Annotated in this window: 18 protein-coding genes and 1 tRNA gene; 12 read left to right on the top strand and 7 right to left on the bottom strand. The window is 68.1% G+C overall.

Annotated elements, in window-relative coordinates:
* The first annotated feature begins 40 nt into the window (after nt 1-40).
* From ACQP03_RS01470 to ACQP03_RS01455, 4 genes are read left to right on the top strand one after another with little or no spacing between them, the layout of a single operon-like run.
* Nucleotides 41-1,636 carry a hypothetical protein gene (locus ACQP03_RS01470; RefSeq protein ID WP_357392508.1) on the top strand — a complete coding sequence of 532 codons (1,596 nt, stop codon included), beginning with the start codon at nt 41-43 and terminating at the stop codon, nt 1,634-1,636.
* Entirely contained in the window at nt 1,633-2,409 is a 777-nt protein-coding gene (locus tag ACQP03_RS01465) for a hypothetical protein (RefSeq protein WP_357392509.1), read from the top strand. Before ACQP03_RS01470 ends, ACQP03_RS01465 begins: the two co-directional genes overlap by 4 nt.
* Nucleotides 2,406-6,848, top strand: a complete 4,443-nt coding sequence (locus ACQP03_RS01460; RefSeq protein ID WP_357392510.1) for a hypothetical protein — start codon at nt 2,406-2,408, stop codon at nt 6,846-6,848. The genes ACQP03_RS01465 and ACQP03_RS01460 overlap by 4 nt, the downstream gene beginning before the upstream one ends.
* The gene (locus tag ACQP03_RS01455; protein WP_357392511.1) at nt 6,845-7,897 is read left to right on the top strand and encodes a Wadjet anti-phage system protein JetD domain-containing protein; all 1,053 of its coding nucleotides are present in this window, start codon (nt 6,845-6,847) and stop codon (nt 7,895-7,897) included. Before ACQP03_RS01460 ends, ACQP03_RS01455 begins: the two co-directional genes overlap by 4 nt.
* A 211-nt stretch (nt 7,898-8,108) precedes the next feature.
* Here the strand turns inward: ACQP03_RS01455 and ACQP03_RS01450 are convergent, their stop codons facing one another.
* Nucleotides 8,109-8,759: a replication-relaxation family protein gene (locus ACQP03_RS01450; protein ID WP_357392512.1), complete on the bottom strand. Its 651-nt coding sequence runs from the start codon at nt 8,757-8,759 to the stop codon at nt 8,109-8,111.
* A gap of 558 nt (nt 8,760-9,317) precedes the next feature.
* Nucleotides 9,318-10,253 (bottom strand): replication-relaxation family protein, encoded by a 936-nt coding sequence (locus ACQP03_RS01445; RefSeq protein ID WP_357392513.1) that lies wholly within the window; start codon nt 10,251-10,253, stop codon nt 9,318-9,320.
* A 2,197-nt stretch (nt 10,254-12,450) separates the two neighbouring features.
* Between ACQP03_RS01445 and ACQP03_RS01440 the strand changes: the two genes are divergently transcribed.
* The 4 genes from ACQP03_RS01440 to ACQP03_RS01425 all read left to right on the top strand — a co-directional run bounded on the left by ACQP03_RS01440 (nt 12,451) and on the right by ACQP03_RS01425 (nt 17,257).
* Entirely contained in the window at nt 12,451-12,846 is a 396-nt protein-coding gene (locus ACQP03_RS01440; RefSeq protein ID WP_357392514.1) for a helix-turn-helix transcriptional regulator, read from the top strand.
* Nucleotides 12,847-12,848: 2 nt separating this feature from the next.
* Nucleotides 12,849-14,327, top strand: coding sequence for a tyrosine-type recombinase/integrase (locus tag ACQP03_RS01435; protein WP_357392515.1), 1,479 nt, complete (start codon nt 12,849-12,851; stop codon nt 14,325-14,327).
* Between the two features lie 195 nt (nt 14,328-14,522).
* On the top strand, nt 14,523-15,368 hold the full coding sequence (locus ACQP03_RS01430; protein ID WP_357392516.1) for a hypothetical protein: 846 nt from the start codon (nt 14,523-14,525) through the stop codon (nt 15,366-15,368).
* Nucleotides 15,369-15,940: 572 nt separating this feature from the next.
* A complete protein-coding gene (locus ACQP03_RS01425) occupies nt 15,941-17,257 on the top strand; it encodes a hypothetical protein (RefSeq protein WP_357392517.1) in 1,317 nt (438 codons plus the stop codon).
* A gap of 116 nt (nt 17,258-17,373) precedes the next feature.
* Here ACQP03_RS01425 and ACQP03_RS01420 read toward each other — a convergent pair whose 3' ends face one another.
* The 5 genes from ACQP03_RS01420 to ACQP03_RS01400 form a co-directional block, all read right to left on the bottom strand.
* On the bottom strand, nt 17,374-18,018 hold the full coding sequence (locus tag ACQP03_RS01420; RefSeq protein WP_357392518.1) for a restriction endonuclease subunit S: 645 nt from the start codon (nt 18,016-18,018) through the stop codon (nt 17,374-17,376).
* Nucleotides 18,006-19,685 carry an N-6 DNA methylase gene (locus tag ACQP03_RS01415; RefSeq protein ID WP_357392519.1) on the bottom strand — a complete coding sequence of 560 codons (1,680 nt, stop codon included), beginning with the start codon at nt 19,683-19,685 and terminating at the stop codon, nt 18,006-18,008. The genes ACQP03_RS01420 and ACQP03_RS01415 overlap by 13 nt, the downstream gene beginning before the upstream one ends.
* Nucleotides 19,686-19,719: 34 nt before the next feature.
* Nucleotides 19,720-19,932, bottom strand: coding sequence for a hypothetical protein (locus ACQP03_RS01410; RefSeq protein ID WP_357392520.1), 213 nt, complete (start codon nt 19,930-19,932; stop codon nt 19,720-19,722).
* An 816-nt stretch (nt 19,933-20,748) separates the two neighbouring features.
* Nucleotides 20,749-20,823, bottom strand: a tRNA-Lys gene (locus ACQP03_RS01405).
* A 73-nt stretch (nt 20,824-20,896) separates the two neighbouring features.
* Nucleotides 20,897-21,211: a hypothetical protein gene (locus tag ACQP03_RS01400; RefSeq protein ID WP_433459935.1), complete on the bottom strand. Its 315-nt coding sequence runs from the start codon at nt 21,209-21,211 to the stop codon at nt 20,897-20,899.
* On the opposite strand from ACQP03_RS01400, the gene ACQP03_RS01395 reads away from it, so the two are divergent.
* The 4 genes from ACQP03_RS01395 to ACQP03_RS01380 all read left to right on the top strand — a co-directional run bounded on the left by ACQP03_RS01395 (nt 21,199) and on the right by ACQP03_RS01380 (nt 25,061).
* Nucleotides 21,199-21,516 (top strand): hypothetical protein, encoded by a 318-nt coding sequence (locus tag ACQP03_RS01395; RefSeq protein ID WP_433459933.1) that lies wholly within the window; start codon nt 21,199-21,201, stop codon nt 21,514-21,516. The two genes, ACQP03_RS01400 and ACQP03_RS01395, sit on opposite strands and share 13 nt — an antisense overlap.
* 76 nt (nt 21,517-21,592) lie before the next feature.
* A complete protein-coding gene (locus ACQP03_RS01390) occupies nt 21,593-22,555 on the top strand; it encodes an aspartyl/asparaginyl beta-hydroxylase domain-containing protein (RefSeq protein WP_357392531.1) in 963 nt (320 codons plus the stop codon).
* The gene (locus ACQP03_RS01385) at nt 22,552-23,757 is read left to right on the top strand and encodes a glycine amidinotransferase (protein WP_357392532.1); all 1,206 of its coding nucleotides are present in this window, start codon (nt 22,552-22,554) and stop codon (nt 23,755-23,757) included. Before ACQP03_RS01390 ends, ACQP03_RS01385 begins: the two co-directional genes overlap by 4 nt.
* On the top strand, nt 23,754-25,061 hold the full coding sequence (locus tag ACQP03_RS01380) for an ATP-grasp domain-containing protein (protein WP_357392533.1): 1,308 nt from the start codon (nt 23,754-23,756) through the stop codon (nt 25,059-25,061). Before ACQP03_RS01385 ends, ACQP03_RS01380 begins: the two co-directional genes overlap by 4 nt.
* The last annotated feature ends 1 nt before the right edge of the window (nt 25,062 follow it).

Genomic DNA, 25,062 nt, shown 5'->3' with positions numbered 1-25,062 from the left:
CGATTACCGTACGAGTGCGGAAGCGCATGGAAGGAGATGAGTGGACGAGCTCTTCGACCTCGCCGGCACCGCCGTGTCCCAGTCACCGGCTTCTGCGGAACTCTCAGTCTTCGACCGCACCTTCCCGGTGCGGGTCGCGGTGCTCATGCGATCCCGCCCGATCACCGAGGCGATCGTCGCCGCGAACCGGCAGGGCTGGCCGGCGGCCACCTACGACGTCGCGACGTTCGCCCTCGCCGCCATTGATCTGGTCATTGCCCAGCAGGGATTCGAGGAGGAAGCCACCTACGACGACGTCGTGGAGGGCCTCACCACGCTCGCCCGCCGTACCGCACCAGAGCGACCCGCATCGGAACACCGCCGCGTCGGCGAGTACACCGTCGACGCTCTCCTGAACCGGGGCGAGCGCGAGGCGCCGTTCACCTACCGGATCAGCGACTTCACCAACGAGGCCCGGGCCCACCAGCAGCGGCAGGTACAGTTCCGGCTGCTGATCGAGCGAGAGGACCCGGTGCGCGGCGACGTCGTCCTCAAGGCCACCCGCGACGCGATCAACGCGCTGGTCGGTGGACTGGAGTTCGACGTCGAAGACGAGCAGGTCGCCAACGAGGTGCTACTGGAACGTCAGCTGGCCAAAGGAGCGTTCGACGCCGCGGAACGCGCCGCGGTCCGAGCTCGGCTGCTGTCGGTCTCGCTCGCCGAGGACCTCCACGAGCTGATCAAGAACACCCGCCGGGATCTGCGTGCCGTCATCCAGGAGTGGGCAACGGTTGTTCCGCAACGCCTGGCCACGGCCCGGGAACACATCGCTGGTCGGGTGGAGGCCGAGCATCGCCTGCTCGCCAAGGTCCGCGAGTCGCTGGAATCCGACGACCAGCAGGTGACCATGGCGGCAGCCAGGATCGCCGCGCTGCTCACCGAATCTTCGCGTCGGCACGACGCGCTGCACCGGCAGGTCATCGCCGCCCGCGGCGTGTTCCTGGAGGAGCAGGATCGGCAGTCGTTCCGGCCACCGGCGCTGGGCCACCTGCCCGACCTCAGCCGGGAGATCCTCACCCCGTTGCTCGGCCTGGACAGCGAGACCGCCCTCCTGGTCACCGACAGGTGGATGTCGGACATAACCGGTCCGCGCCCTCCGAGACTGTCTCGGCTGTACCGGCTGGTCTACGACCTGTGGGCGGTGCGCGACCCCACCGACGACGACCGTGACCTTGACGACGATGATGAGGCGGGAGACCCGGATCCGCCGACGATCGGGCCGGACATCGTGGACGCCGCACGGCGGGTCGTCATCCGGATAGGCCTGCCCGCCCGCCTGTCGGCGCTGCTCGCCGATGCCCTGACCGATCCCGGCCTAGACAGCGGCACCGACCGGCAGCGGGCCGCGGAGATCCTGGCGTTGGCCGCGCTGTGGTGCTTCGCGCCCGAGGAGACCGACACCGAGCACACGGCATCGGTCGACCTGACCGCGCGGATCCTGGGGCCGCGTGCCGTCGCGGACGCCGACGACCTGAAGCTCGATCTGCCGGGATGGGACGGCGACGACCTGATCATCGTTCCGCATCCCGACGCCCTAGCGACCGCCGACCCGCAACCGGTCACCGACGACCCCTGGATACACGCGGAGACGCGATGACGCTGACACAGAACGATCACACCGACATCGGGACCCTCATCGCGTATGCGCTGCAACCCACCCAGCGACCCGGACGCAGCCATGAATACCGTCGGGTGCTCGGCCGGTACCGCACAGAGTCCGACTTCCGCATCGCCGCCGATGCGGTTCTGCACGGGCTGCACGCCCGCGTCCTGTCCGACGGCGACTTCGGACTCGTCCTCGGCGTCAGCCCCGAGTCTCCGTTCGCCTACCGGGTCGGCGACATGCCTCACGCGGCGACCCGGATAGGACGCCTGATGGCCGGCCTCGTCCTGGTCGGCGTGGCCGCCTACGCCTACCCCACCCCGGCCGACCTGGAGGAGGAACGAATTCGCCGCGTGGCGGACGTCGAGTTCGAGCAGTGGATGCGCGCGATGTGCGAACGCCTGCAAGAGCACGACGCCGCTGGCGAGCCAGTCCCCGACGACGGCTTGGACGAGGCCTGGCGGGCCTATCACGAGATGCCGTCCACGCTCGTCGGCGACAAGGGCCGCGGCTCCGGACGGCTGTCGCCAAAATGCACCCTCTACTGGGTTCGCAACGTCCTCGGCTGGCTCGTGGAGCAGGGCATGGCCCGTGCCGACAGCACTGGCGGGACCTGGATGCTCACTGAGCGGTTCCGCGTCCAGGTCAAGGACATGGCCGGTGAACCTGCATACACCTTCCTGGCGGACATCGCCCGACGGCCGCACATTCGGCCGTCGAGCCCCGCTGTCCAGCCGCCCGCCGCAGCCGACGGGGAGCAAGCATGACCTACCATCTGGCCGCATTCCGGCTCCACTCGATCGGGGAGAGATCCGCTCGCTTCACCGACGTCACGCTCGACCTCACCGGCCCGGACGACAGCAGCAGCCACCCCGCCGACTCGGTAGTGTGGCTGCGTAACGGAGGCGGCAAGTCCTCACTACTGTCGCTGTTCTACGCGCTGCTTCTGCCGAGAGCTATCGACTTCATGGGGCGTACGGTGAAACGCAGCCTCACGGACTACGTCGACAGCGGCGACACCGCGCACACCGTCGCGGTGTGGCATCCGGCCGCCTCGGACACGTTGGACGGCTCACCTGACCGCATCCTCGTCACCGGCGTCGTCTACGAGTGGTCCGACCTGCGCCGTCCCGCCGACGCCGACCGGGCCCGCGACCGGCTCGACACGACCTTCTACGCATTTTATGCGGTGCCGGGCGTGCTCGACCTGCACCGCCTCCCCATCCTTGACGCCGCCGGTGAGCCGTGTCGCCGGGCGGGCTATGTCGCCGCTCTGAAGGAATTCGCAGCGACCTACCCGCAGGCCATGGATCTGGTCATCTCCGAGAAGCAACACGAGTGGACGGCCGCGCTGACGAGTCGCGGCCTCGACCCAGCACTGTTTCGCACGCAGAAACAGATGAACCACGTCGAGGGCGGCGTGGAGGACATGTTCCGATTTTCGTCGGCCCGCGAGTTCATCGACCTGCTCATCGATCTCACGGTTGCACCGGAAGATGCGATCGGCGTCGCCGATCGTCTGGCCTCGATCGCATCGCTGCTCGCGACCAAGCCCGCCAAGACGGCCGAGCGTGATTTCTGCCTTGACTCGGCAACGGGCCTGGACCGCATTCACGTCTGCCAGCAGGAGGTCGACGCATCGGCGATCGCCCTCCAGCAAGCCGTTGACGAGGCGGCCAAGCTGTCCGCCGCTTTCGCTGCGACCGTCTTTCAAGCGAAAAATAGGATCGAGGCCCTCGCCGGGCAGCGCGACGGCATCGAGAAGCGCCGCGCCGCGGCGGTGACCGAGGGCGGCGCCGCCTACGAGCTCGTCTACCTGTACGAGGAACGCGCCGCCCAGATGCGACTCCGCGCTGCGGAGGATCAATACAGCAGGGCCGACGGCGTCATCAGGGACACCGCCGGGCTCATCGAAGCATGGGAGGCAGCCGGACATCTGGCAGAGAAGGAAGAGCTGCAAGACGCGCTGGAGCGCACCCGGCGAGAGGCCGGCGAGGAACGCGAGCGCACCGCACCATTGCGGCGCGAGCACGACGAGCACAGCGCTCGCCTGCGAACCCGGCTGCGCACGTTGGCCGAAACCCACGAGGCTGAAGCCGGAACGGCTGCTGAAGCCGCCAGGGCGGCGAAGGCAGACGTCGAGGCGCACCGCGCCGCGGCGAAGGAAGCCGGCCAGCAGGCGCAGGCAGCGGACAGGGCCGCGGCGACCGCGACGGCTCGGCTGGAGTCGCTGGCCACAGATCTACGCGCGGCTATCCGCGACGGCGTGCTTCCGAACGAGCAGACCGACCCTGTCGACCATGACGCCGTTCTCGCCGAACAGCACACCACCCTCACGGGCATCCTTGAAGAGATCCAGGGCCGTCGTGAACATCGCCCGGCGGTGCGACGCGCATTGACTAGCACACTCACGACGCTGACGGGTGAGCAGGTCCGGCTCGACGCGCAGCGCACCCGGCACGCGGAGGAACGTGCCGCTCTTGTCGAACGTGCGTCCAAGCTCGTCGCGCGCGAACGCGTACAGGATCTCACCGAGGCCACCGGCGAGGCCCCCGTGGACGTCTGGGCAGAAGCGGATACCCTGACCCGTCGATTGTCGGACGCGATCGTCGATACCGATGTGGCGCTCATCCGGCTGGAGGCCGAGCGCATCGACGACCAACGCATCCTCGACGTACACGCACGCACCGGGTTGCTACCCACCACCCTCGACGCCGAGCGAGTCCAAGCTGTTCTGGCCGAACACGGCATCATGGCCGAAACCGGCTGGGACCACCTCCGCACCCTGCTACCCGGCACGCGCATGCTGGAGACGGTTACGGACCCGGAGCTCGCGCGCCTCGGCGTCGGTCTCGTCATCCCCACCGCCCAAGCCGACACCGCCGCAACCGCGCTGGCCGGCGTCGACACGGCAACCACAGCGCTCGTCGGCGTCTACACCGCTCAGGCCGCCACCGCAATCGTGGGCTCCAGCTGGACAGGCCCCGGCGGCACTGGCCCGGTGTGGATGGGACTGCATCGAGGCTTGATGGACCCGGCCTGGGCCGAGGGCAACGTTCGCCAGGTCGCCGCCCGTGCCGAGACGTACGATGACCAGCAGTCCCGCCTAACCGAAGCGCGTGAAGCCGACCGGGCGCTGCTCGGCGAGCTCACCCAACTACTCGCCGACTGCCCCACCGGGCACCTCGACAGCCTTTCCGGCCGCATCGAAGACCTCGACAACACCCTCCTCGGCATCGCGGCAGCACTCGAACAAGTTCGCGCTGACCTCGCTGAACTCGACGAGGCGGAGGCCGAGGACACGGCGACGGGGCAGCGGACACAGCGACAGATCTCCGGCATCGAGACGTCCCGCGCCCGCCTGTCCGGCCTGATCCAGAAGATGGGGGCGGCCGCGCAATGGCGCAGCGAACTCGCCGACGCCAAGTCGCGATCGAAGGATGCCCACGACCGGGCCGAGCACCTTACGGAGGAGGCGAACCGTGCCCTCGACCACGCCACCGAGCAGAGCAAGCTAGCCGATACCGAGGGCAAGGCGGCCAGCGCATACCGAAGCGAGGCCGCTGGCCTGACGTTCCTCGACTCCGAGCCGAACCTTCCTGACGATCCGGCGGTGTCTCTTGATGTCCTACGCGCCCGGCGTCAGGAGGCCGCCCGTACCTGGCAGGTCCAGGCTTCCCAGTCGGTGCTCGCCGAGCGGGAACGCAACCTCACCACGGCTTTGGCGACCGAAACACAGGCCCTCGCTGCAGTCACCGCCGAGACCCTGCAACGTGCCGCTGTCCTGATCACCACAGCGGAGGGGCAGACCAAGCCGGCCCGGGCGGCGGCACTGGCCGCCGCCCGAGAGACAAAGGAGGAGGCGGTTGGCCGGAAGGGCCACGCCTCCGGCGACATCGAACGGCACCATGCGACGCTCACCAGAATTCGGGCGCGACGCACCGATCCGCCCAGGCGCGCATTGCCGATTGAGCCAACCACAGCAGAGCAGGCCGACGCTCTGGCGGCTAAGCATGACGAGATCGGCCAAGCGTGCGTCGAAAGGCGAACAACCGCAGAGGGCGAACTCCGCGACGTTGATGCCAAGCAAGGTGAATACCGGAGTCGGGCCACGGCATTCGAGCTGCTCGCAGACGGTCTTCCCGACCCGGCCGACCGGGTCATCGCGCCGTTCGCCGGGCCCGACGACGAGGCTAAGACCCACAAGCAGGCGGCCATGCAAACGCTGCGTGCCGCGGAGAAACGTGCGGGCGACGCGGCGGTCTCCCGGGCGAACGCGGTCGGGGACCTGCGGACAACAGGCAGCAGGTATCCGGGGGTCGCCACACCCGCGAAGGACCGCGTCCTCCACGACAACGAAGACGTGCTGGCGCAGCACGCGGGAAACCTGGCGAAGCAGCTCAGACTGCGCGCGGACATGATCAACGGTGAACTCGCCGACATCGCCAAGGACCAGGCGATCGTGACCGACTCCCTCGCCCGCCTCGTCTCGAACACCCTCGACACCTTGCGCAAGGCCGAACGGTACTCGCGAGTGGCGACGAAGACCGGAGGCTGGGCCGGGAAACAGATGCTCAGAATCTCCTTCGAAGCACCCGCCAGCGGCGCGGACCTCCGCACCTACGTCAACCGCGTCGTGGAACGGCGCATCGCCGACGGCGTCAAACCGGAAGGACTGCCGCTGCTCAAGGATGCCGTCCAGGAGGCAGCCGGAACCCGGGGCTTCACCGTCAAGGTCCTCAAACCCGCCTTGGACCTCGTCCCCACCACCGAGGACATCACCCGGCTCGGCAAATGGTCCGGCGGAGAGAAACTGACCGTCTGCGTCGCGCTCTACTGCACCATCGCCGCGCTGCGCGCCGTGAACGCCGGACGCCGGGATCGCTCGGGCGGTGTCCTGCTGCTCGACAACCCGATCGGCCGTGCCTCACACGGCAGCCTCGTCGGCCTCCAACGAGCGGTCGCCGCCGCACACAAGGTCCAGCTCGTGTACACCACCGGGGTGAAAGACCCCGATGCCGTGTCCCGGTTCCCCAACGTCATCCGGCTGGACAACCGCCCGGGCCGCACCCGGAACCGCCGCTACATCGTCCAGGATGACACGCTCGCCGACACCGACCAGCGACTCATCACCGGCGTCCGCGTCGCACATGACGAATCGTCCAGCGGTGAGGGGAACCATCCCCACACTGAGGCGTCGACATGACGACGACGCTCAATGACGTTATTGTCGCTTACGTCGCAGACCATCCGACAAGCCGCGTACCGGTCGACGGCCTGCTCCGGCATGCCACCGCCGCCGACCCGACGCTCGTCGGCGATCCGACAGCACGGACCCGGCTCGCCGCCGTCCTGGCAAGCCTCGCCGAAGCGGGCGCCGTCGTGCTGCCGAAGGCACGCTCCGGCTGGGACGACCGGACGAGACCGCCCTTGCCGCTCTGGGTGGGCAAAACGACGAAGCCCCGTCGGGCCCGGGCGACACCGGCACGGCGAGTCTGGCCGCAAGCACTCGAAGCAGCCGCCGCGATCGCCACCCGACCGGACGAGTACCAACTCCTCGACAAGATTGCCATCTGGCTGCGAAACAACGCCGACGCCGAACCCGTCCCTCTCGAAGAACGCTCCCTGGAGGTCCTCGACGACGAGAAGGCACTCGCCATCGAGACGACCAAACGACTGTTTACCACCGGGGCCCTGACCCTCGACCTACTTGCCTGCTATCCCACGCCCGTACCCTTCCCCTCCCAGCACGTCCCCGGGGTAGGGCCGACGCGGCTGCTGGTGGCAGAAAACAACGCGACGTTCCACTCGCTCCTGCAGACAGCCCGGCACCTGAATCCCGCCGTGCGCCCCGACCTGCACATCGGGTGGGGCTGCGGCAACCAGTTCCCCACCTCCATTACAGCCGTGACCCTGCTCGACCCGGCGCCAACCGCGTTGTACTACGTAGGCGACCTCGACGCCGCTGGACTGCGCATCGCAGCCAGCGCCGCCGCGACGGCGAACGCGCACAAGTTGCCGCCTCTTCAACCTGCAACCGCGCTCTACGAGTGGCTGCTCGCACACGGCGTTCCTCGCCCAGACAGATCCAACCCCGGCATCATCGACCCCTCCACGCTAGTTGCCTGGGCGCCTGAGCATCTACGTAGCCCGATCTCTCAGTTGCTTCTGGGCCGCGAACGAATTGCTCAGGAAACCCTTGGCCTCCGAGAGCTTCGCACGAATTTAAAACTGCTTGTGGAGGCAGTCGGCTAATGGATGTCTCGTCACTCGCTGATGGCCTCACTCAGTAGCGCGGGAAGGCACGGTCTGGCGTCGCGACCTGTTCTGTCGAACTCGCGTCGTCGTCGGCTTTCCAGCTTGTGCGAGTGGCTGTCCCTCGGCCGGCCTGGGTGGGCCGGCCGAGGGACAGGGGTCTGGTGGTTCAGTGGTTCGACGAGTACTGGTAGTCGCCGTCGCGACAGCTTCATCGTACGGGCGGTCGGGGTCGTAAATGGGGTGCGGAGCGCGTGGCCTGACGTCGTAGATCAGGTTGTTGGGCGGCCGGCTGCTCGGACTTGTGCGGGAGGTCGGTCAGGGCCAAGCGGCGGGTGTCGCCGATCGGCTGCCACACCGGGTTGGCGGGGTGTCCCTGGTAGGGGTTGCTGGTGACGACGGTGAGGTGCCGCAGGGTGCGGCGGTCGAGGTGCCGGCGCAGCTCTTGCTCTCGCTGTGCGTCGGCGGCGTGGAACAACAGCGTCGCCAGGCCGGTCCGCTCGGCGAGCCGCCGGTAGTGGTGGACGCGGTCAGCCAGGGCGCTGGTGTGGATGTATCCGGGGCCGGGCCTGTACCAGAAGGCGTGTCGGTTGCGGTCGTGGATGTACTCGCCGTGCCAGACATTGTGCCGCGAGGTGGTGATCAGTGCGCAGGTGCGTGGTGACCACCAGGTCCGCAGATCGGTGCCGGGTTGGGTGCGGGCTCGGGTGGTCAGGTCGACGAAGAAGCCGTTGGCCCGCAGCAGAGCGGGCAGGCGCGGGTGCTCGCGCAGCCGGTCGCGGGCCCGGTAGACCCGTGCCGGCGTGACACGGCCAGTATCGCCGAGTGGGTGAGCTGGGCGCCGAGCGGGCCCGTGCACCACCAGGTGTCGCCGGTGTCGGCGATGGCGGTGCTCAGGAGGCGGTCGATCCAGCCGCGGCGGGCGAGGATCGTCAGGCGCCGGGCGGACGATGCCGGGTCGGTGGCGAAACCGAGCGCGGTGAGGTGGGTGGTGGTCAGGGTGCGGTGCTCGGCGAGCATCTCGACGGCCCACCAGTCGCGGAGGCGGAGGCGGTGGGATTCGGTGAGGGCCAGCTCCGCCGAGATGGGTCGGGTGGACGGGACGGGACGGTGGGTGGTAGGTGGTCAACATGACCGGTACCCCCGAGGTCGTGCCGCCAATCGGCGGCAGCGGTGGGACGGATGCCCCGGGCGACGGCGTCGGAGCGGTCGCCCGGGTGGCATCACGTCCGCCGCGGCGCTGCGCGGCGGGGGTGATTGCGGGGGCTGCGGTGTCGCTCGGCGGCTCCGTGTGCGGATCGCGGCACAGGCGTGAACACCGGCGGAGTCGCAAGGTGTGGCGACGTCGGAGACAGGGCTCGACGCGGCGTACGTCGCAGGTCCTGCCGTCGACCGACGTTCGGGCGCGGCGGTCTGTTGTTCAGCCTTGCGGCGGCCCGGCCTTCCGGCGCGGGGCGAAGGGATGGCCGAACGCGTCGGGCCCATGGTCGGGGTGTTGCAGGAAGGGCAGCGCGTCGGCGAGGTCGGCCAGAGTGAGCAGGCCGTGATGGCCGTGCAGTTGCCACAGCGGTCCGGCGGGGCCGATGGCGGCCCGGGCGGCATGGTCGCGGCTGGCGGTGACCACGGGCGCGAACAGGGTCTGCTCTGCCAGTCGCTGGTGCAGGTGGTGGGCGCGCTCGGCGGAGTGCAGCCACAGCAGCACCGGCCACTGCGGCCCTCCCCAGCGGGCCATCTGGTGGTAGTCGTCGAGTTTGCGGACGAGCTCGGTCAGAGGTTCGGTGCCGGTGTCGTACTCGAGGAAGAACGGCACCTGCCGGTTGCCGGCCGTCCAGATGCCGTGGCCGTCGGGATGGACCGGGGCGGGACTGACCTGGAGTGCGACGTGAGAGTCGGCGTTGGCGAAGACACCGAGGTCGGCGCACCGCGCCTCCGGCCACCACCGCCGCAGTTGATGGTCGGGGTGAGTGCGGGCGTGACCGGCGAGGTCCGTGAAGAACTGGTTGACGCCGAGCCGGTGGTCCAGGATGCGGGCGACGGTCCAGCGGCGGCGTCGGGCCTTGGTCTGGCTGGGCCGTGGCGGTGGCTGGTCACGGTCCACGGCGACGAGTTCCGCGCCGAGTTGGTCCAGGACCCAGTGGTACGGGTAGGAGCCGCCGTCGGTCCTCAGCGGCCGGAACCGGTCGATGACGCCGACATCGTGGAGCCGGCGCAGCCGGCGTTGGGCGAAGTCCAGCGACGGGAACAGGGCGTAGGCGACCTGCGGCGTGGTCAACACGCCGTGGTCGGCCAGCCAGCCGAGCAGGACGTGGTCGCGGGCGGTCAGCATCGACTGGGCACGAAGGAGTTGATCGGACATGGTTGGTGGCTCCTGCGCGGGTGAGGGAGAGACCGGAAGGTCTCTCTGAGCTGGGACGGATCTGATCACTGGCGGCGTGTGCTGCGATGTGAGCGGAACCGGGGGTCCGTTGCGGGGTCAGGTTCAAGGACGACCCCGCAACGGAGGCGGGCACTGACGCCGCAACTGACCTTGGCACGGTTCACCGGGCCGTTGATTTCTGCGAGGGCCGGCCGAGAAGTGGCAAACGGCCGGAGGCGTGTGAAAGACGAGCTGGCCGCTCGATCCCCCGCGAGTCCAGCGGGTACCGGGTTCCGTCGACGGGGGCCCCGTTCCCTCGGCCAGGCTGGCGACAGCGGGACAGTCCCGCCGTCGGTGGCACACTCCCGCCGCCCGCGGACCCCGAATTACGCCATCCCCGGCGATGCGTCATCTGGCCGTTAGCCCCGGCGCCGCCGCGACGGGCCAGCGAATGACGCGATGACACCAGGTCCGCAGGTCACTTCCTACCCGGCCCGCGAAGCGGCCAGGTCGATGGTCGCGCCCAGTGAGGAAGCGGATCTGCGAGCCGGTACCGCGCCCGGACGACCGCTTGGGCGGTATGGCCACCGGTCGGCGCGGCCGGATAGACGGGCCCACGTCGTCCGGGGCAGCCGGCACGACGTACGCCCGATCGGGGGCCGCACTGCGCTTGCACTCATATAACCACCGTTTGTGTGCGCTGGCGAACGCCTGTCCGACTCACACCCGCTCACAGCGCTGCGCCGCTCCGCGTCGACCGACGGCCAGCTCACGTTCCTACGGGGGCCCTGACCAGGGCTGTGAGTGCGTGCGGCCCCGGCGCGAGAGCGCGAGACGAGGCGCTTTCCGGAGCCCTACACCCTGGCACCCACAGCGACTCACAGCCACTCACAAAGACTCACAGCGGCTCACAGCGACCCGACTCCCGTGCCGCCGAAGATGAGCCGTCCCTGGCCACGGGGACCAACGCGGACAACTTCGCTGTCAACGGGCAGGTGGGACGTACCCGCTGGCGCTTCGCGGCATGAGCCACGTGGAAGCGACCCGGGTCTCGGCCACGGTGACGCCGCCTGGCACCCGGGGACCTCATGCAGCGCCTCATTCACGCCAGGCGCCGTCGCACCTTTGGGAGATGCGGGAGGCCAACTCCGACGCCCAGCCCGGTGCCGCGCCGCCATACGATGTCAACGACGTCCTTCGATTGACAGTTTGTCCGCCGCGGCGTGGCGCGGCCACAGGCAAGTGGCAGAGCCGCCGACAGTGACACCGCGTCGTGTGTCCGGACACGCACGCCGACCGCAGGCGCCATCCATCCACACTCGGCAATTGACATCGCGTTCGTAGGTGTTGTTCGAAACTGGTGGATCGTGTCAACGTGTGCCGCAAGACGATGTCCGAGCGGTGGCATGTGTCATCGACGCCAGTCGTTGACATTTTGTCCGGCGCGGTCGCTGAGCAGGGCATTGACAGTCGGGATGTGCGCGCGACACGGGTCTTCGTTGACTTCCGCTTGGCCACGGGGCGCACCTGCGCCAGCGGCACCGGTGTGACGCCACTGCGCCGGCGCGGGCAGAACGACCGAAGGCCCGCCGGCAGTGGCGCGCACCTCGCGGTGTCACGTGTCCGCCAGCAACCGTTGACATCGATGAACATGAGTCATTGCGCCCGCCGCGGCCACGGTCGTGTGACACGTTCACGCGGCCGCCGGCATGTCATCGGGCGCGACATCAGGGGTCACTTCCGACCGCGAGGCGCCCGCTAGGAAATCGATTTTTCATCGCTGTTCGTGCGCCTCGGGCGGGCGGGTTGGCACCAGGTGCGGTGCGTGGCGCGGACCAGAGTCAGCGGTTGAACGGCGGCTCTGTGAGTCGCTGTGAGCGGCTGTGAGTGAGGCAGGCGTTCGCCAGAGCACACAAACGCGGGTTTACAAGTGTCAGGCACGACTCGCCCGGCGCGGTCGACATCAACGTGTACGAGCACCACTCGGGCCACGCGGCACCTGTCCAGCCCGTTAACCCGTACCGCCTTCGTCCGTGTCGTGAGCACTTGGCTTGCTCAACGATCCGCCGACGCCCGGGCCACGGCGTGGGTGCCGCCGACATCTCCGCGCCGATGGCTACTGCCGGATCGGCCAGCCGCCCGCGCCCGGCGAAACCGTCGACGCTCCTGTCTTGATCACCGGAAGGACCACCGCACGATGAGCACCCCTGACCAGCAACCCATCCCCGCGACTCCTACCCGCCCAGCCGGCGACGGCTCCCACGACACCTGGACCACGCAGCGGATCCGCGCCCTGGGCACGGTCACCGACCTGGGCACCGCCGCCCGAATCTTCGGGCTGTCCCGATCCGTCGCCTACGACCTGGCCAAACGCGACCGGTTCCCCGTCCCGGTGCTGCGGTTCGGCACCCGCTACCGCGTACCGGTCGCGGCCATCCTCACCGCCCTGCACCTACCCACCGCCGACGACCCGGGGTCCTCGACCGGACCGCCCGACGACGACTTGACCACCGGCGGAAGTCACGCGTCGATCACCCCGTACCGAATCCGCAGCCCCCGGCTGCCGCACACCCCGACCGAAGGGAACACCTGACCATGGCGGAAGGATCCGTCTTCAAACGCTGCTCCTGCCGCGACAGCGACGGGCGCAAACTCGGCAACCGCTGCCCGCAGCTGCGCCGGCCCAGCGGGGCGTGGAGCCCCGCCCACGGCCGGTGGGCCTACCAACTCGAACTGCCCGCCCACCCCGGCAAGTCGCGCCGGCAACTACGCCGCAGCACCTTCGACACCCGCGACGCCGCCACCGCCGACCGCGACCACGCCAAAGCCCTGCTCGCCCTCGCCAGCGACGACCCGGCCGTCGCCGCCGAGATCGCCGACCTGCTCCTCACCGTCGCCTCCGGAGCCCCGCTACCGGACCGCGACACCATCGCCCGCCGCGTCCGCGCCGGCCTACCGGCCACCGTCACCACCACCGTCGGCGAATACCTGCAGTCGTGGCTGGCGTCGCGCCGCAACCTGCGCAGCGTCCAACCCAACACGATGCTCGCTTACGAGTCGCACATCCGCACCCACCTGGTCCCGCACCTCGGCGCCATCCCGCTGGTCAAACTGCGGGTGGAGCACATCGAGGCCATGTTCACCGCCATCGCCGACCGCAGCACCGCCATCGAGGTCGCCCGCCAGAGCGACGACCCCGCCGTCCGCGCCAGCGTCCGCGGCCTGCGCACCACCCGGCCGGCCAGCATGCACCGCATCCGTGCCACCCTGCGTAAGGCACTGAATGACGCCATCCGTCGCGGCAACAACCGGCTCATCGACTTCAACCCCGCCGCCCACATCGAACTGCCCTCCGGCGTACGGCCCAAGGCCCGTGTCTGGACCGCCAACGCCGTCCAACGGTGGCGCGACACCGGCGAGCGACCCAGCCCCGTCATGGTCTGGACACCGCAACAGGCCGGCGCGTTCCTCGACCACGCCGAAGAACACGACATCGCCCTCTACCCGCTGTTCACCCTGATCCTGCACCGGGGCCTGCGCCGAGGCGAAGCCGTCGGACTCACCGACACCGCCGTCGACCTCGACAACAGCCTGATCAGCGTCACCCAACAGATGGCCACCCACGGCTACACACCCGTCATCAAGAAGGTCAAGTCCGAGTCCGGCAACCGGATCATGGCCCTGGCCAGCGTCACCCGCACCGTGCTGCGCGCCCACCACGCCCGCCGCGCCAAGTGGAAACTCGCCGCTGGCCACGCCTGGCCCGACACCGGACTGTTCTTCGTCCAACCCGACGGGCAACCCTGGCACCCCAACACCGTCACCGACCGCTTCGAAAACCTCGTCCGCGACGCCGACCTACCACCCATCCGACTCCACGACCTCCGGCACTGCGCCGCCACCTACCTCAAAGCCGCCGGCGCAGACCTCAAAGACATCCAGGAACTGCTCGGCCACTCCTCCGCCGCCATGACCGACGTCTACACCTCTGTCATCGCCGAACTCGACGTCGAACGCGCCAAGGCCGAAGCCGCCGCGAAGCTGCTCCCCCGCCAGCGGAAACGGGCCGCGTAGACGGACAACATTCGCCAGACGGGTGGCAGCCCGAGGGTTGCCACCCCCGCCGTCGAGCACTACTCCGTTCGCTGCACGACTACCGCCGTGGACGCGAGCGGCGGACGGAGCACAGACGGCCCGCCACTTCAGTGGCCCGCGCGCCCAGCCGTCCCTGAACCGGCGGCGACTCGCCGGCAGGCGGCGGTAGACATCGTGGCCCGACTACCCGCCGAACGCCCCGACGCGATCCTGATCGAGGTCGGCTGCCCTGCCGGCCTGTCACCCCATGCACCTACAAGGACCAACACCGACGACAACTCCCGGAGAAACACCATGACCAGCAATTGGCAGGAATTCCAAGAACGGCAGGCCGCTGCCTTCGCAGCGGTACACGAAGCCCTCATTGACCACACCATCGAGATCCGGACCGCCGGCCAGCTCGCGAAACTGATGCAGCGGCTGCCCGCCGACACTCCGATCACCATCGCCAACAGCACTCGCATGGATCCGCGCCCGCCGACGGACCCCACACAGCGGCGCACCATCACCACGGCCCAAGCGATACCCCTTGATCATCAGGACAAGCCCGTCGAGGTCGACAACGGCGACGAAGTATGCGAGTCCATAGCCGTCACCCCGGCGGTTGAACTGGCCGCGGTGATCGTCGCTCACGACGCACCCGGCGTACCAGCGATGGTCGTCCCGGCACCCGCCTACGAACGTGCCGTTGACGCCTTCCGCAGCGGTGAACCGTGCGTGGCACTCGACGCCCAGGTCGAACTACTGAACTGGATGGCCAGCACGCTAGGAACCACGCACTCCGACGAAGAAGACGAGGTCGACGGCGTCCGGACGTGGATCGACGATGCTGACCTACTCGCCGCGCTTGGCGTAGAAGGCGGACGCCTACAACAGGCGGCTGTCCGACTCGCGGCACTACGCGCCCGCGTCGCCGATTACGAGATCGTCGCCGATGTCACCTTCGACGCCGAGGACATTGTCCGACGCGCTGCCAAGAACCCGCCACCCGACGAAGAGGGGCGTTCTCCAACGACGTGACCACGCCCGGCTGTATCGAAGCGATCTCCGCGCCCATCGGGGCTCGATTCTCGGCATGGCAGGAACTTGCGGCTGAGAGAGCCGGGGCCACAACCAGCGTCGAGATCAAGGCCGCTGATCTTCGAAGACCTTGATCCAGGCCTGCTCGCCTCGTGCCAGGCGACCGTACGCGAGCGGACACCACCGGGCTCGGTCGCTTCGCCGACGACGCCGAGTTGTTGCGACGGGCCGGCGTCACGTGAGTGAAGAGCAACCCACCACGGCCGGCCTGCTCGCCCTTGGCGTCCATCCACGGCAACCCAGTCGGTGCGCTCGGAAAAGCCACCCGCGGCAGACGGGAAGGCCATGATCGATCTCCGCCCGAGGTAGCGGTTCGGCGCCAGTGGGCACGCTGAGACGCGAACTCCGAGGAGTGCCAGCACGATCGGGTGCCTCGCGGCGATGCGCCGCGAGGCACTCGTTCGTGGGATGTCGATAGCCACACGGGGTGTCTCACGCGATCTTGATCGAGAGGGGAATAGCCTGAGTCATCAATGTCGCACGGAAGGCCGCTGGCGGTGACAGGACGGGCGTTGATCACCAAGGCCGCATTGCGCAAGTTGCCGGCCAAGGCAGACGACGGAACTCCGTACTGCATGCACTGTCGCAGGTACGGTGAGCTCCATCGGATGGTCGCCAGCGGCGTCACGAAGTATCTCCAGTGCGAAGCGTGGTCCGTGCCGACATACACGGAGTCGGACCGGCTGACTCACGAACAGATGATGGCCGGCGAACCGTGTCCCGGTTGCGGCGAGGAACTCATCTCGCTCGGTGAGTCGCCCTCGTGGATCGGCAAGGGCACGATGTATCTGAGCGTCGAGGAGCAGGCCGCCCGTACGGCTGCGGAGGAAGCCTTCAAGCAGCGGCACCCCTACTGCCACGCCGGGCTATGGAGTATGGCGGGTAGCGCGGTCAGCCATTGCGGACGATGCTGCCCACCGCCTCCGATGAGCCCCGACCAGATCCGCCGAATCTCGGAGATCCTTCAGGGCAGTGCGGAGGAACGGGTACGAAAGGCGCGGCGCGAAGGCACAACGTACGAGCACCACGAGTCGGAGCGGCGGCTGCCTGGCCGAGCCCGGCCCGTCGCTGTGGTGCTACGCGAATACAACGAACGCCGCGCCGAGTCCCTGGCAGCCGTGAAGAGAGAAGACCGGACATTGATACGGTCGTCGTTTCCGGATGCGGAGCTGATGTTCCGGTGGCGGATGCAGCTCGGCTGCGGCGACATCGTCGAGATCCTGACGCTTGGAGACGAGCGGCCACTGACGGACATGACATGGTCGTGGGGCGGTAGCCCGCTGCGTAAAGGGGCTTACACCTGCACCACTCACCGGACCCCCGAGACGCCGTACCAGGCGGTGAGCCGCTATCTGACACGGTCAACGCTAGATCTCAAAGGCGACAAGGTCCTGCGGCGCGAACCTGAGACGGTCGGCTACTGGGCCGTGGAGCTGGAATGCGGACACCTCGACCACCAGATCACGCCGCTGAATTGGAAGCCAGCGGACGGCCATCGGCAGACGGAACCGAACGATCCCGACGCTGTCGCGCAGCGCAAGGCTCGGATGGAGCAGATCAAAGAGCATCTCGGCGTAGCCGAGTACACGCAGGCCATCCGCCGGATCGAGCAGGGTCACCTCGAGCCGGACCCGATGACGACATGCTGGACCTGCCAATACGAGCGACCCATCGTCGCCTTCCAGCGAGTGGGTTGGCTGGTGCCACCGACTACCGTCAAGGGCAGATCAGGAGCGGACGCAGCGGTCGCTCCGCGGCGGACCCGTGTACAGCTGGAGAAGCGCTTAGCCGACCTCGAAGCGGAGATCGCCCGCCTGAAGCAGCAGTAGTCCAGGCCCCGCAGCCCTTGATCCCGCCCGGAGTCACCCTCCTGCCGCGGGATCATCCGGGTCGACCGCGACGACCGGCGCCTGCACAACGTGATCAATCGTGAGTGATCCCTGAGCTACACCCGAAACGTCATCTCGTTCGCGACCATCTGCGGGACCACCTGTTTGTACAACTGCCGGGTCAACCCCGCGACCCTTTCGTGGGCTTCGATCTTGTTCCGGAACGCCTGCGCCACCTCGGCGATCTCCCGCTGGATGTCCATCGGGGGCAGGGCGGTGGGCAGGTTTCTGAGACTGCTCTGGGTCAGGCTGGGCTGGACTCCCTGTTTGACCTGCTGACCAAGGAATTCCAGGACCGTCGGGTGCATCAGGTAGCAGTGGAGATAGAACGGTAGGAGGACCCCTCTCGCGCGCTCCGTGACCTGGATCCGGATCGTGGATCCGCCCATGAGCATCCCGGCTTCCCGTTCCCCGATGATGACGTGATTGACCCTTCCACTGAGCCGGGCCAGCAGAACGTCGCCGACGGCGAGTTCGTAGCGGCGGCTCAGCCTCCGCACCGCCTCCGGGCTGATCCTGGTTTTCGGAGTGTCGGACACCCGGCCGTCGCTGATGTCGACGGTGTTGATGACCGCGATGCCTTCGGCGTCGCGGTCGCCGGCGTTGAGGTCGGAGCCGCTGGGGCCGCCGTGGATGAGGCAGAGGTCGCCGAGGCGACGGTGCGTCCAGTTGTCGGGGGTGGGACTGATCAGGGGTTCCATGGCTGCAACCGATCGAGTAGGTGATCCAGGTCGAGGTCGGCGGCAACGGCAGCGTCGTCGAGCTGGCGGAGTTCGGCACGGAGCGCGCTGAGGCTCGACGACCGGCTCGTCACGTCCGGGGCCGGGGGGCGGAGATGGGTCGATGGTGTGAGGTCGTGGTTGTGCTCGCGGAGACGTTCGAGGGTGACGGAGACCGCGGCGAGGTTGCCGATCGGTTGAATCGGACCCCCTCCGGCCTCGGACCATGCGCGGTAGAGATCGACGATGTGCCGGCTACCGGCGTTGGACAGGATCCGGTGGGTCCTGCCCGCGGGTTCGGTGGCCTTCTTCGCGTCGATGAGCAGGACCTCGTAGTCCGGACGCTGCTGGGGGCGGCCGAGGACCCAGAGGCTGAGCGGGCTGGCCGTCTCCCGGAACATCTGTTTCGGGAGTTCGATGATGCACCGGACCACGCCTTGTTCGACCATCGCGGCGCGGATCTGCCGGTTCTTGCTGGTGGCGACGGAGGTGGTGCTGCTGGGCATCACCGCGACGGCTCGTCCTGCCGGTGCCAGTGAGGCCGCGATCAGTTGCAGCCAGGCGAAGTGTGCGTTGTGGCGGGGCGGCTCACCGTACGGCCAACCGGAAGACGCAATCTCCGTTGCGGACCGCCAGTCGGCCATCGTGAACGGGGGGTTCGTCAGGACGACGTCATAGGGGCCGCCGCTGACGTCGACGACCTTGAGGTCGTCGGGCGGCTGCCCGCCGAGGTCGAGTGGGTAGCCGTGAACGGCGGTGTTCATGACAGCCAGGCGCCATGCCCGGGAGGCCAGGGCATGACCGCTGACGTTGTGTACCAGCGACCGGTCTGCTCCGTTGTCGCGTTGGTGGTCCAGTACGGCGGCGACGATTTCGCCGGAGCCGCAGCACGGGTTGTACACCCGGTCTTCTGGTCCTGGATCAGCGAGCAGCACCATGAGGCGAGCCACGCCGTGCGGGGTGAGGTATTCGTCGTCGCTGGACTTACGGGCTTGCGCGAACCGATCGAGCAGGTGGTCGAAGGCCGCGGCGGCCGTCAACCGGCGGCCGGCCCTTTCCTGTGGCGCACTCGTACCAGGTTGGACCCAGCGTTGCAGAACCTTGACGCCGGCACGGAAGCGAGCCTGCCACCACCCGTCTCGGACGATCCTGTCCAACAGTTCCGGACGGATGCCGTCGGCTGTCGGCAGGGCGGACCACACGCGGGCAAAGAGGTCTGGACTGTAGGTGTCCGCGATGCGGGCCCACTGCTTCGGGGCGATCGCTTGGACGCAGACGAGCGCCATGATCAATTCCTGGAACATCGTGCGGTCCTGGCTCTCCGTGAAGCCAGGCTCGAGGCTTTTCCACAGGTCGGCCTTGATGGCCTCGGCGAACATGTCGGGTGCCACCTTTACGTCGGAGTGGACATCGGCCAAGCCGACGGTGAGACGAAAGCGCCGGCCGTAGGTGACACCGGCCGTCTCGCCCTCTCGCCGCTCATCGCGCTGGATCTTGCGGCTGTCGAGCCACTCGGCCACTTCCTCGGCGGCGAAGAGGTCAGCGGGCACGGTCCTGACCGGGTCGGGGAAGTCCGGGTGCCGCCGCATCCAGTTGCTCACCGCCGCCCCATGCACACCGGCCGCCTGGGCGATCTCCAGCCTGGTCACCAGCCGCCGTTCGCCGGCGCCGTCGGCAGCATGATCAAGTGTCATCGTCCGCCCCCTTGCACCCTTCCCTGAAGGCACGAATCAGCCGTTCTAGCCGAACCGTCCGACCGTCACTCACGATCACCCAACCGAGAAACCCGACGGCCAGCACCACGATCACCGGGACGGCGATCCCCGGATCGATTAGTCCTGCCATGTCCGCCAGCCCGGCAACCACGCCCGTTTTCTCCCCTGATGCGGCTCTCATGACGTCGACGGTAAGCCGCACACCACGCGCGAGTCACACGCGTAGCGAGCATACGACTTGTTTCGTTACTCGACGGCACGTAGCTGTCGACGCGTTTGAGCCGGCCGAGTGCTTCCTGCCCCTCGGGCAGCAGGAGGCGCTTCGACGCGTCGGCGGTGAGTTCACGTTGGGTTGCCGCAGTGAGGTCTTCGCGCAGGCGAAAGCACCAGTCGTCGTATCGCTCGGCGGGATCCACGACCTCGCTCAGGGTCGCAGCGAGGGTGACGTTGGCGCGGAAACGGCCCAGGTCACCAGCGCAGGTCGTGGTCGTCGGCGCGCAGAATGACGGTGCCGCCTGGGTAAACCACCGACAAGTGTTTGCCACGCTTGCACGCTGAGCCACTCGGCGGGTGAGTTCCGCGGGGTGGTTTCGGGGTACTCGTTGGAGCGCAGAGCTGCGTACGGCTGATCTTACAAAGGTCGCTGTTCAAGATCGAGGATGCGATGCGGCACACGCAGTGCGCGTCGCCCAGAAAGGCTCTGCCGCGCTGCTTCCCCCTCCTCGCGCTGCGCGGCTGCGGTACGGGTCGGCTTGATTCCAATTTGCTGCGGCACGCTTACCGGCACTCGTGTAGATCAGGCGAGCCTGCCCACGCGGACACGCTCCACGCGGCAGTTGAACTCCATGGGGCAGGGTCAGTGGTTGCGCTCGATGGAAACCGATGGCCTAAGCGATCTCGCTGCCGCGCGACGAGCCCGTCGCGGTGGACGCGGCGACACCCGCTACCTCCACCGGCGACGGCAGCGAATCGGATCCCGTTCGCGCAATGCCAAACCTGGTGGGCCGCCTGGGACTCGAACCCAGAACCTAAGGATTAAAAGTCCTCAGCTCTGCCATTGAGCTAACGGCCCGCTGCGCTTCAGGCTACCCGACCACCTGGCGCCGGGTTGATGTCCGCCCCCGGTCCAGACGAACGATGCTGATCTACGCCCGCCGTGACGAGTGAGCGGCGATACCCTCCCGCCGATCGCCGTCTGCCTCGGGGTTGCGGCGCATCGGGTGCAGGGTTGGACCGTCCGGCAGGATGATCGGGGGACGGGGTGTGTAGCCGTGCCGGCTGTAGAGGTCACTGGTCGAGGTGGTGCTGGTCCAGGACGGCAGGCCTACGTGGTCGAGGCGGCTGCGGTGGTGGGCGAGCATGGCGGTGCCGTAGCCGGCACCTGTGCTGTTGGGCCTTACCGCGAGAAACGCCAGCTCGTAGTGGGGCTCGGTGGGTCGCTCCGCAGGTGTCCGGCTCACTGCACATCTATCAGGTCATCGCTCATCGCATCGTCGACACCGCGGCAGCCCCACGGCGGTCGGTGGTGGAGTACCACACCGCTCCGACCTGGGCCGTTTCCGACGCCGACACCTTCTTGAAGGCAGTCGACGAACTCGGGTACGGCTATGACCCTGTCACCCGCACCGGTGTCATCGTCTCGATGCCGATCATCCCGGTCGGGGCCGAGAGCGCCCACTTCCTCTTCTGCGTCGCCTACGGCGAGGAAGCCGAGCACCAGGCGATCTGGGACGGGCTCGATTCCCGCTTTCGCGGACACACCTGAGGCTAACCGCGGCAGTGACAGCGTCGACGCGTCCCGCCGGTACCTCGCCTGACATTCGAATTCGAGGAGGTCATCAATGCTCCCATCCGAGCGCCCCGCGCTTGCCGAGGCTGCGAGGCTCACTCCGTCCTTCGACGCCGACCGGCTCGCCTGCGAACTGGCCGATGTCACCGGCCACCGGTGGCAGCACCAACGCATCCACGCGGTCGGCGGCGACATCGGCGCGGCCGCCACGATCGATTGGCGGGTCCTGCCGCTCCGAAGCCCCGGTGGCGACGCAGAACGCACCGATCCCGGCGGCCCCGGTCCGGTCGACTTTGCCCCCACCGTGTGGCTACGGCAGCTGCCGTATCTACGCGAGATCCTCGCTGCGGTCCCGGCCCCACTCAACGCCGTACGGTTGATGGCACTTGGCCCTGGCGCCACTTCGCGGCCACACCGAGATCCGAAGTACGCCCTTTCCCGGGGCCTCGTACGGCTGCACATCCCGCTGGTGACCCACGAGGATGCGGTGCTCGTCCTCGATGGCGTTGAGCACTGCTGGCAGCCCGGGCAGTTCTGGTACGGGGACTTCTCTCGGCAGCACCTGGTGCGCAACACCGGCCCAGTCACCCGGATACATGCAGTAATCGACGCCCTGTTCACCGCCAAGCTGGCCGCCCTGTTTCCCACGGCCTGGCAGGTCGCCTTCGCCGATACAGACATCCTGTTCAACCGGCCGACGCCGCCGCCGGCACCTTGCCCGGTCACTCTGCCGCACACAGTGCATGTTCCCCGTGGCTTCACTGACTTCGAAAACGACCAGCCGCTGGACGGTCCACCACAGCTCGCACGGGTCGGCGAGCCCGACGGACGGCTGACGCTCACCGCCGCCGGTCGCGTCTTCGCCCTGACACCGGTCGGCCCGGACGAGTACCGCTTCGTCGGTTGGAGCGAACAGCGCAGCCTGCAACTCACCCCCGGCGAGACGGTGCTCTATGCGCGTCGTGGTCGGTCGCGAGAGCAGCACCGCCTGCCCTTCCCAGCCAACCTCCGATGACGGGCACGGTGCCTTCCCGAACAGCGCCCGATCCACGCACACAAAGGAGGTTCATCATGAAGCTGAACAGCCACGACGACTTCACACCGCTGCGCGAGATCATCGTGGGATCCGCAGCCAACTACCTCAGTCACGACCGCGACGTCACCTTTGAGCTCTTCCACCACGACATTCTGGGGGGTTTCCGATCGGACTGGGCCTATCCCCGCCTGACCGTGGCTGGCAGCGCCGGCACGGGGCGAAGGTGGGCGATCAGCCAGCGCTACACCGAGGAACTCCACGAGGACGTCGAGGACCTGGCCACTACCCTCGTCGGTCTCGGCGTCACGGTGCACCGGCCGCTGCCTCTGCCACCGGACAGCGAACCCATCGCGGGTCTGGGTTGGCAGGCCGCACCCACGCCGGCTCTGAACATCCGCGACAACACTCTCATCCTCGGTGACGAGATCATCGAGACGCCACCCGCCATCCGCTCTCGTCACCTGGAGACCCGTCTGCTGGCCCCTGTCTTCCGCCGCTACTACGAGGCTGGAGCCAGGTGGACGACGATGCCCCGGCCTACTCTCACCGATCAATCCTTCGACCTCTCCTACGCCCGGGACAGCGCTACGACCCTGGGCGGCCCAACCGAACCGATCGCCGACGCCCGACCAAGCCCGTACGACGTCGGGCTCGAGATGATGCTGGACGGCGCCCAAGTCCTGCGCCTCGGCCGTGACCTGGTCGTCAACATCGCGCAGGACAACCACCGGATGGCAGTCGACTGGCTCGAGCGGCACCTCGACGGCCGCTACCGAATTCACCGGGTCTACCGCTTGGCCGACAACCACATCGACAGCATGCTCCTGGCGCTGAAACCCGGTGTGTTCCTCGCCCGCCACGACGGGATCCGTGACCAACTGCCCGCGCCGCTGAGGTCATGGAAGTTCATCGTCCCGCCGCAACCCGACCGCGGCGCATTCCCCGCCTACGACGACGCCGACCTGGTCCTCACCAGCCCCTACATCGATCTCAACGTCCTGTCCGTCGACCCGGACACCGTTCTGGTCAACGAAGACTGCCCAGGTCTGCTCAAGACCCTCGATGCCAACGGCTTCATCGCCATTCCAGTACGGCACCGACACCGACGGCTGTTTGGCGGCGGGTTCCACTGCTTCACCCTCGACACCCACCGCAACGGCCGGCTTGAGGACTACCTGTGAGCAGCACCCCGCGCATCCTGCTGCTAGAGCCGGGCGGGCCCGAGTCCGGTGCTCTTATCGATGCTGCGGCAACCCGCGGCTACGGGATTCACGCCGCCATCATGCCTGACCAGCACGCCGCCTACGGTCCCGATCTGCGCCGACGCTGGTCCGGCATTCTGCAGACCGACTTCTCCCACGCCGAGCAGGCCCTGTGCGACGTCGTTGACTACGCAAGCCGGATTGGCGCGAACGCGGTACTGACGACCAACGAATACCTGACCCCGCTGCTCGCTCAGGCGAGTGCCGCACTCGGCCTGCCCGGCAACGATCCGGCCCGAGCCGACGCCGCCCGCAACAAGATCGCGATGAGTAAGGCCTTCGCCCGCCACGGCGTGAGCGCCCCGCACACCCTCGTCGTCAACGACGAGGAACAGCTCCGCAGCCGATGCAACATGGGTCAGGTCGGCTTCCCCTGTGTCATTAAGCCCAGCGAGGCCGCTGGTGCCGTCGGCGTCACGGTCGTCTGCGAGGCGGCCGCCGCCACCGGTGCCTGGCGGGCCGCCCGCACCCTGAGCGGCATGTACGGCATGTCGCTCGACCCGCGAGTCCTCGTCCAGGAACACGTCGAGGGCGCCGAGTACAGCGTCGAGTCGCTGACGCAGGACGGAACGACGGCGCACCTCTGCGTCACCCGTAAGAACGTCACTGCCGGAGCGCACCGAGTGGAGGTGGGCCACAGCCTGCCTGCAACCCTTCCACCTGCGGTAATGCAGGCCGTCCATCAGCAGGTGGAGCGCGCCATCGACGCCGTCGGTATCCGCAACGGCGCCTCACACACCGAGATGATCCTCGGCTCGGACGGCAGGTGCTCTGTGATCGAGATCGGTGCCCGCGTCGGGGCCGGCCAGATCGGTTTCCTCATCCACCATGCCCTCGGCGTGGATCCGTGGTCGGCGCTGCTGGACGTCGCGCTCGGCCGCCCCGTCAAGCTCACCGCCACCCGTCGCCGCCATGCCACCGTACGGTTCCTGACCAGTCCGACAGCCGGGCGTCTCCGTTCGGTCACCGGCCTCCCCGAAGCCGGCGCCGGGATTCCGGACGTACGGCTGCGCGTCGCGGTTGGCGATGTCGTAGGACCGGCTCAGGCAAATCGCGGACGTCTCGGCTACTTCCTCGTCACGGGCGCAGACCGAGAGAGCGTCGATACCCGCGCGGAGCAACTGCTCGCCGGAATCACCATCACGATCGACCCGGAGGACGCTGACGGCGAGTCACCACATCACCAGCGCTCCCGTAACTTGGCCGGCCGAAAGGCGCGATGAC

The organism is Micromonospora sp. CA-248212, from assembly GCF_050948405.1.
GTDB lineage: Bacteria > Actinomycetota > Actinomycetes > Mycobacteriales > Micromonosporaceae > Micromonospora.
Note: the sequence above shows the minus strand (reverse complement) of the source record. Positions and strands in the feature narration are given on the sequence as shown.

Excerpts from the sequence above, each read along its gene's own strand:
- ACQP03_RS01465 (WP_357392509.1), top strand. The coding sequence starts at position 1,633 with ATGACGCTGACACAGAACGATCACACCGACATCGGGACCCTCATCGCG.
- ACQP03_RS01460 (WP_357392510.1), top strand. The coding sequence starts at position 2,406 with ATGACCTACCATCTGGCCGCATTCCGGCTCCACTCGATCGGGGAGAGA.
- ACQP03_RS01455 (WP_357392511.1), top strand. The coding sequence starts at position 6,845 with ATGACGACGACGCTCAATGACGTTATTGTCGCTTACGTCGCAGACCAT.
- ACQP03_RS01445 (WP_357392513.1), bottom strand. The coding sequence starts at position 10,253 with ATGTCCGATCAACTCCTTCGTGCCCAGTCGATGCTGACCGCCCGCGAC.
- ACQP03_RS01440 (WP_357392514.1), top strand. The coding sequence starts at position 12,451 with ATGAGCACCCCTGACCAGCAACCCATCCCCGCGACTCCTACCCGCCCA.
- ACQP03_RS01435 (WP_357392515.1), top strand. The coding sequence starts at position 12,849 with ATGGCGGAAGGATCCGTCTTCAAACGCTGCTCCTGCCGCGACAGCGAC.
- ACQP03_RS01420 (WP_357392518.1), bottom strand. The coding sequence starts at position 18,018 with ATGGAACCCCTGATCAGTCCCACCCCCGACAACTGGACGCACCGTCGC.
- ACQP03_RS01410 (WP_357392520.1), bottom strand. The coding sequence starts at position 19,932 with ATGAGAGCCGCATCAGGGGAGAAAACGGGCGTGGTTGCCGGGCTGGCG.
- ACQP03_RS01390 (WP_357392531.1), top strand. The coding sequence starts at position 21,593 with ATGCTCCCATCCGAGCGCCCCGCGCTTGCCGAGGCTGCGAGGCTCACT.
- ACQP03_RS01385 (WP_357392532.1), top strand. The coding sequence starts at position 22,552 with ATGACGGGCACGGTGCCTTCCCGAACAGCGCCCGATCCACGCACACAA.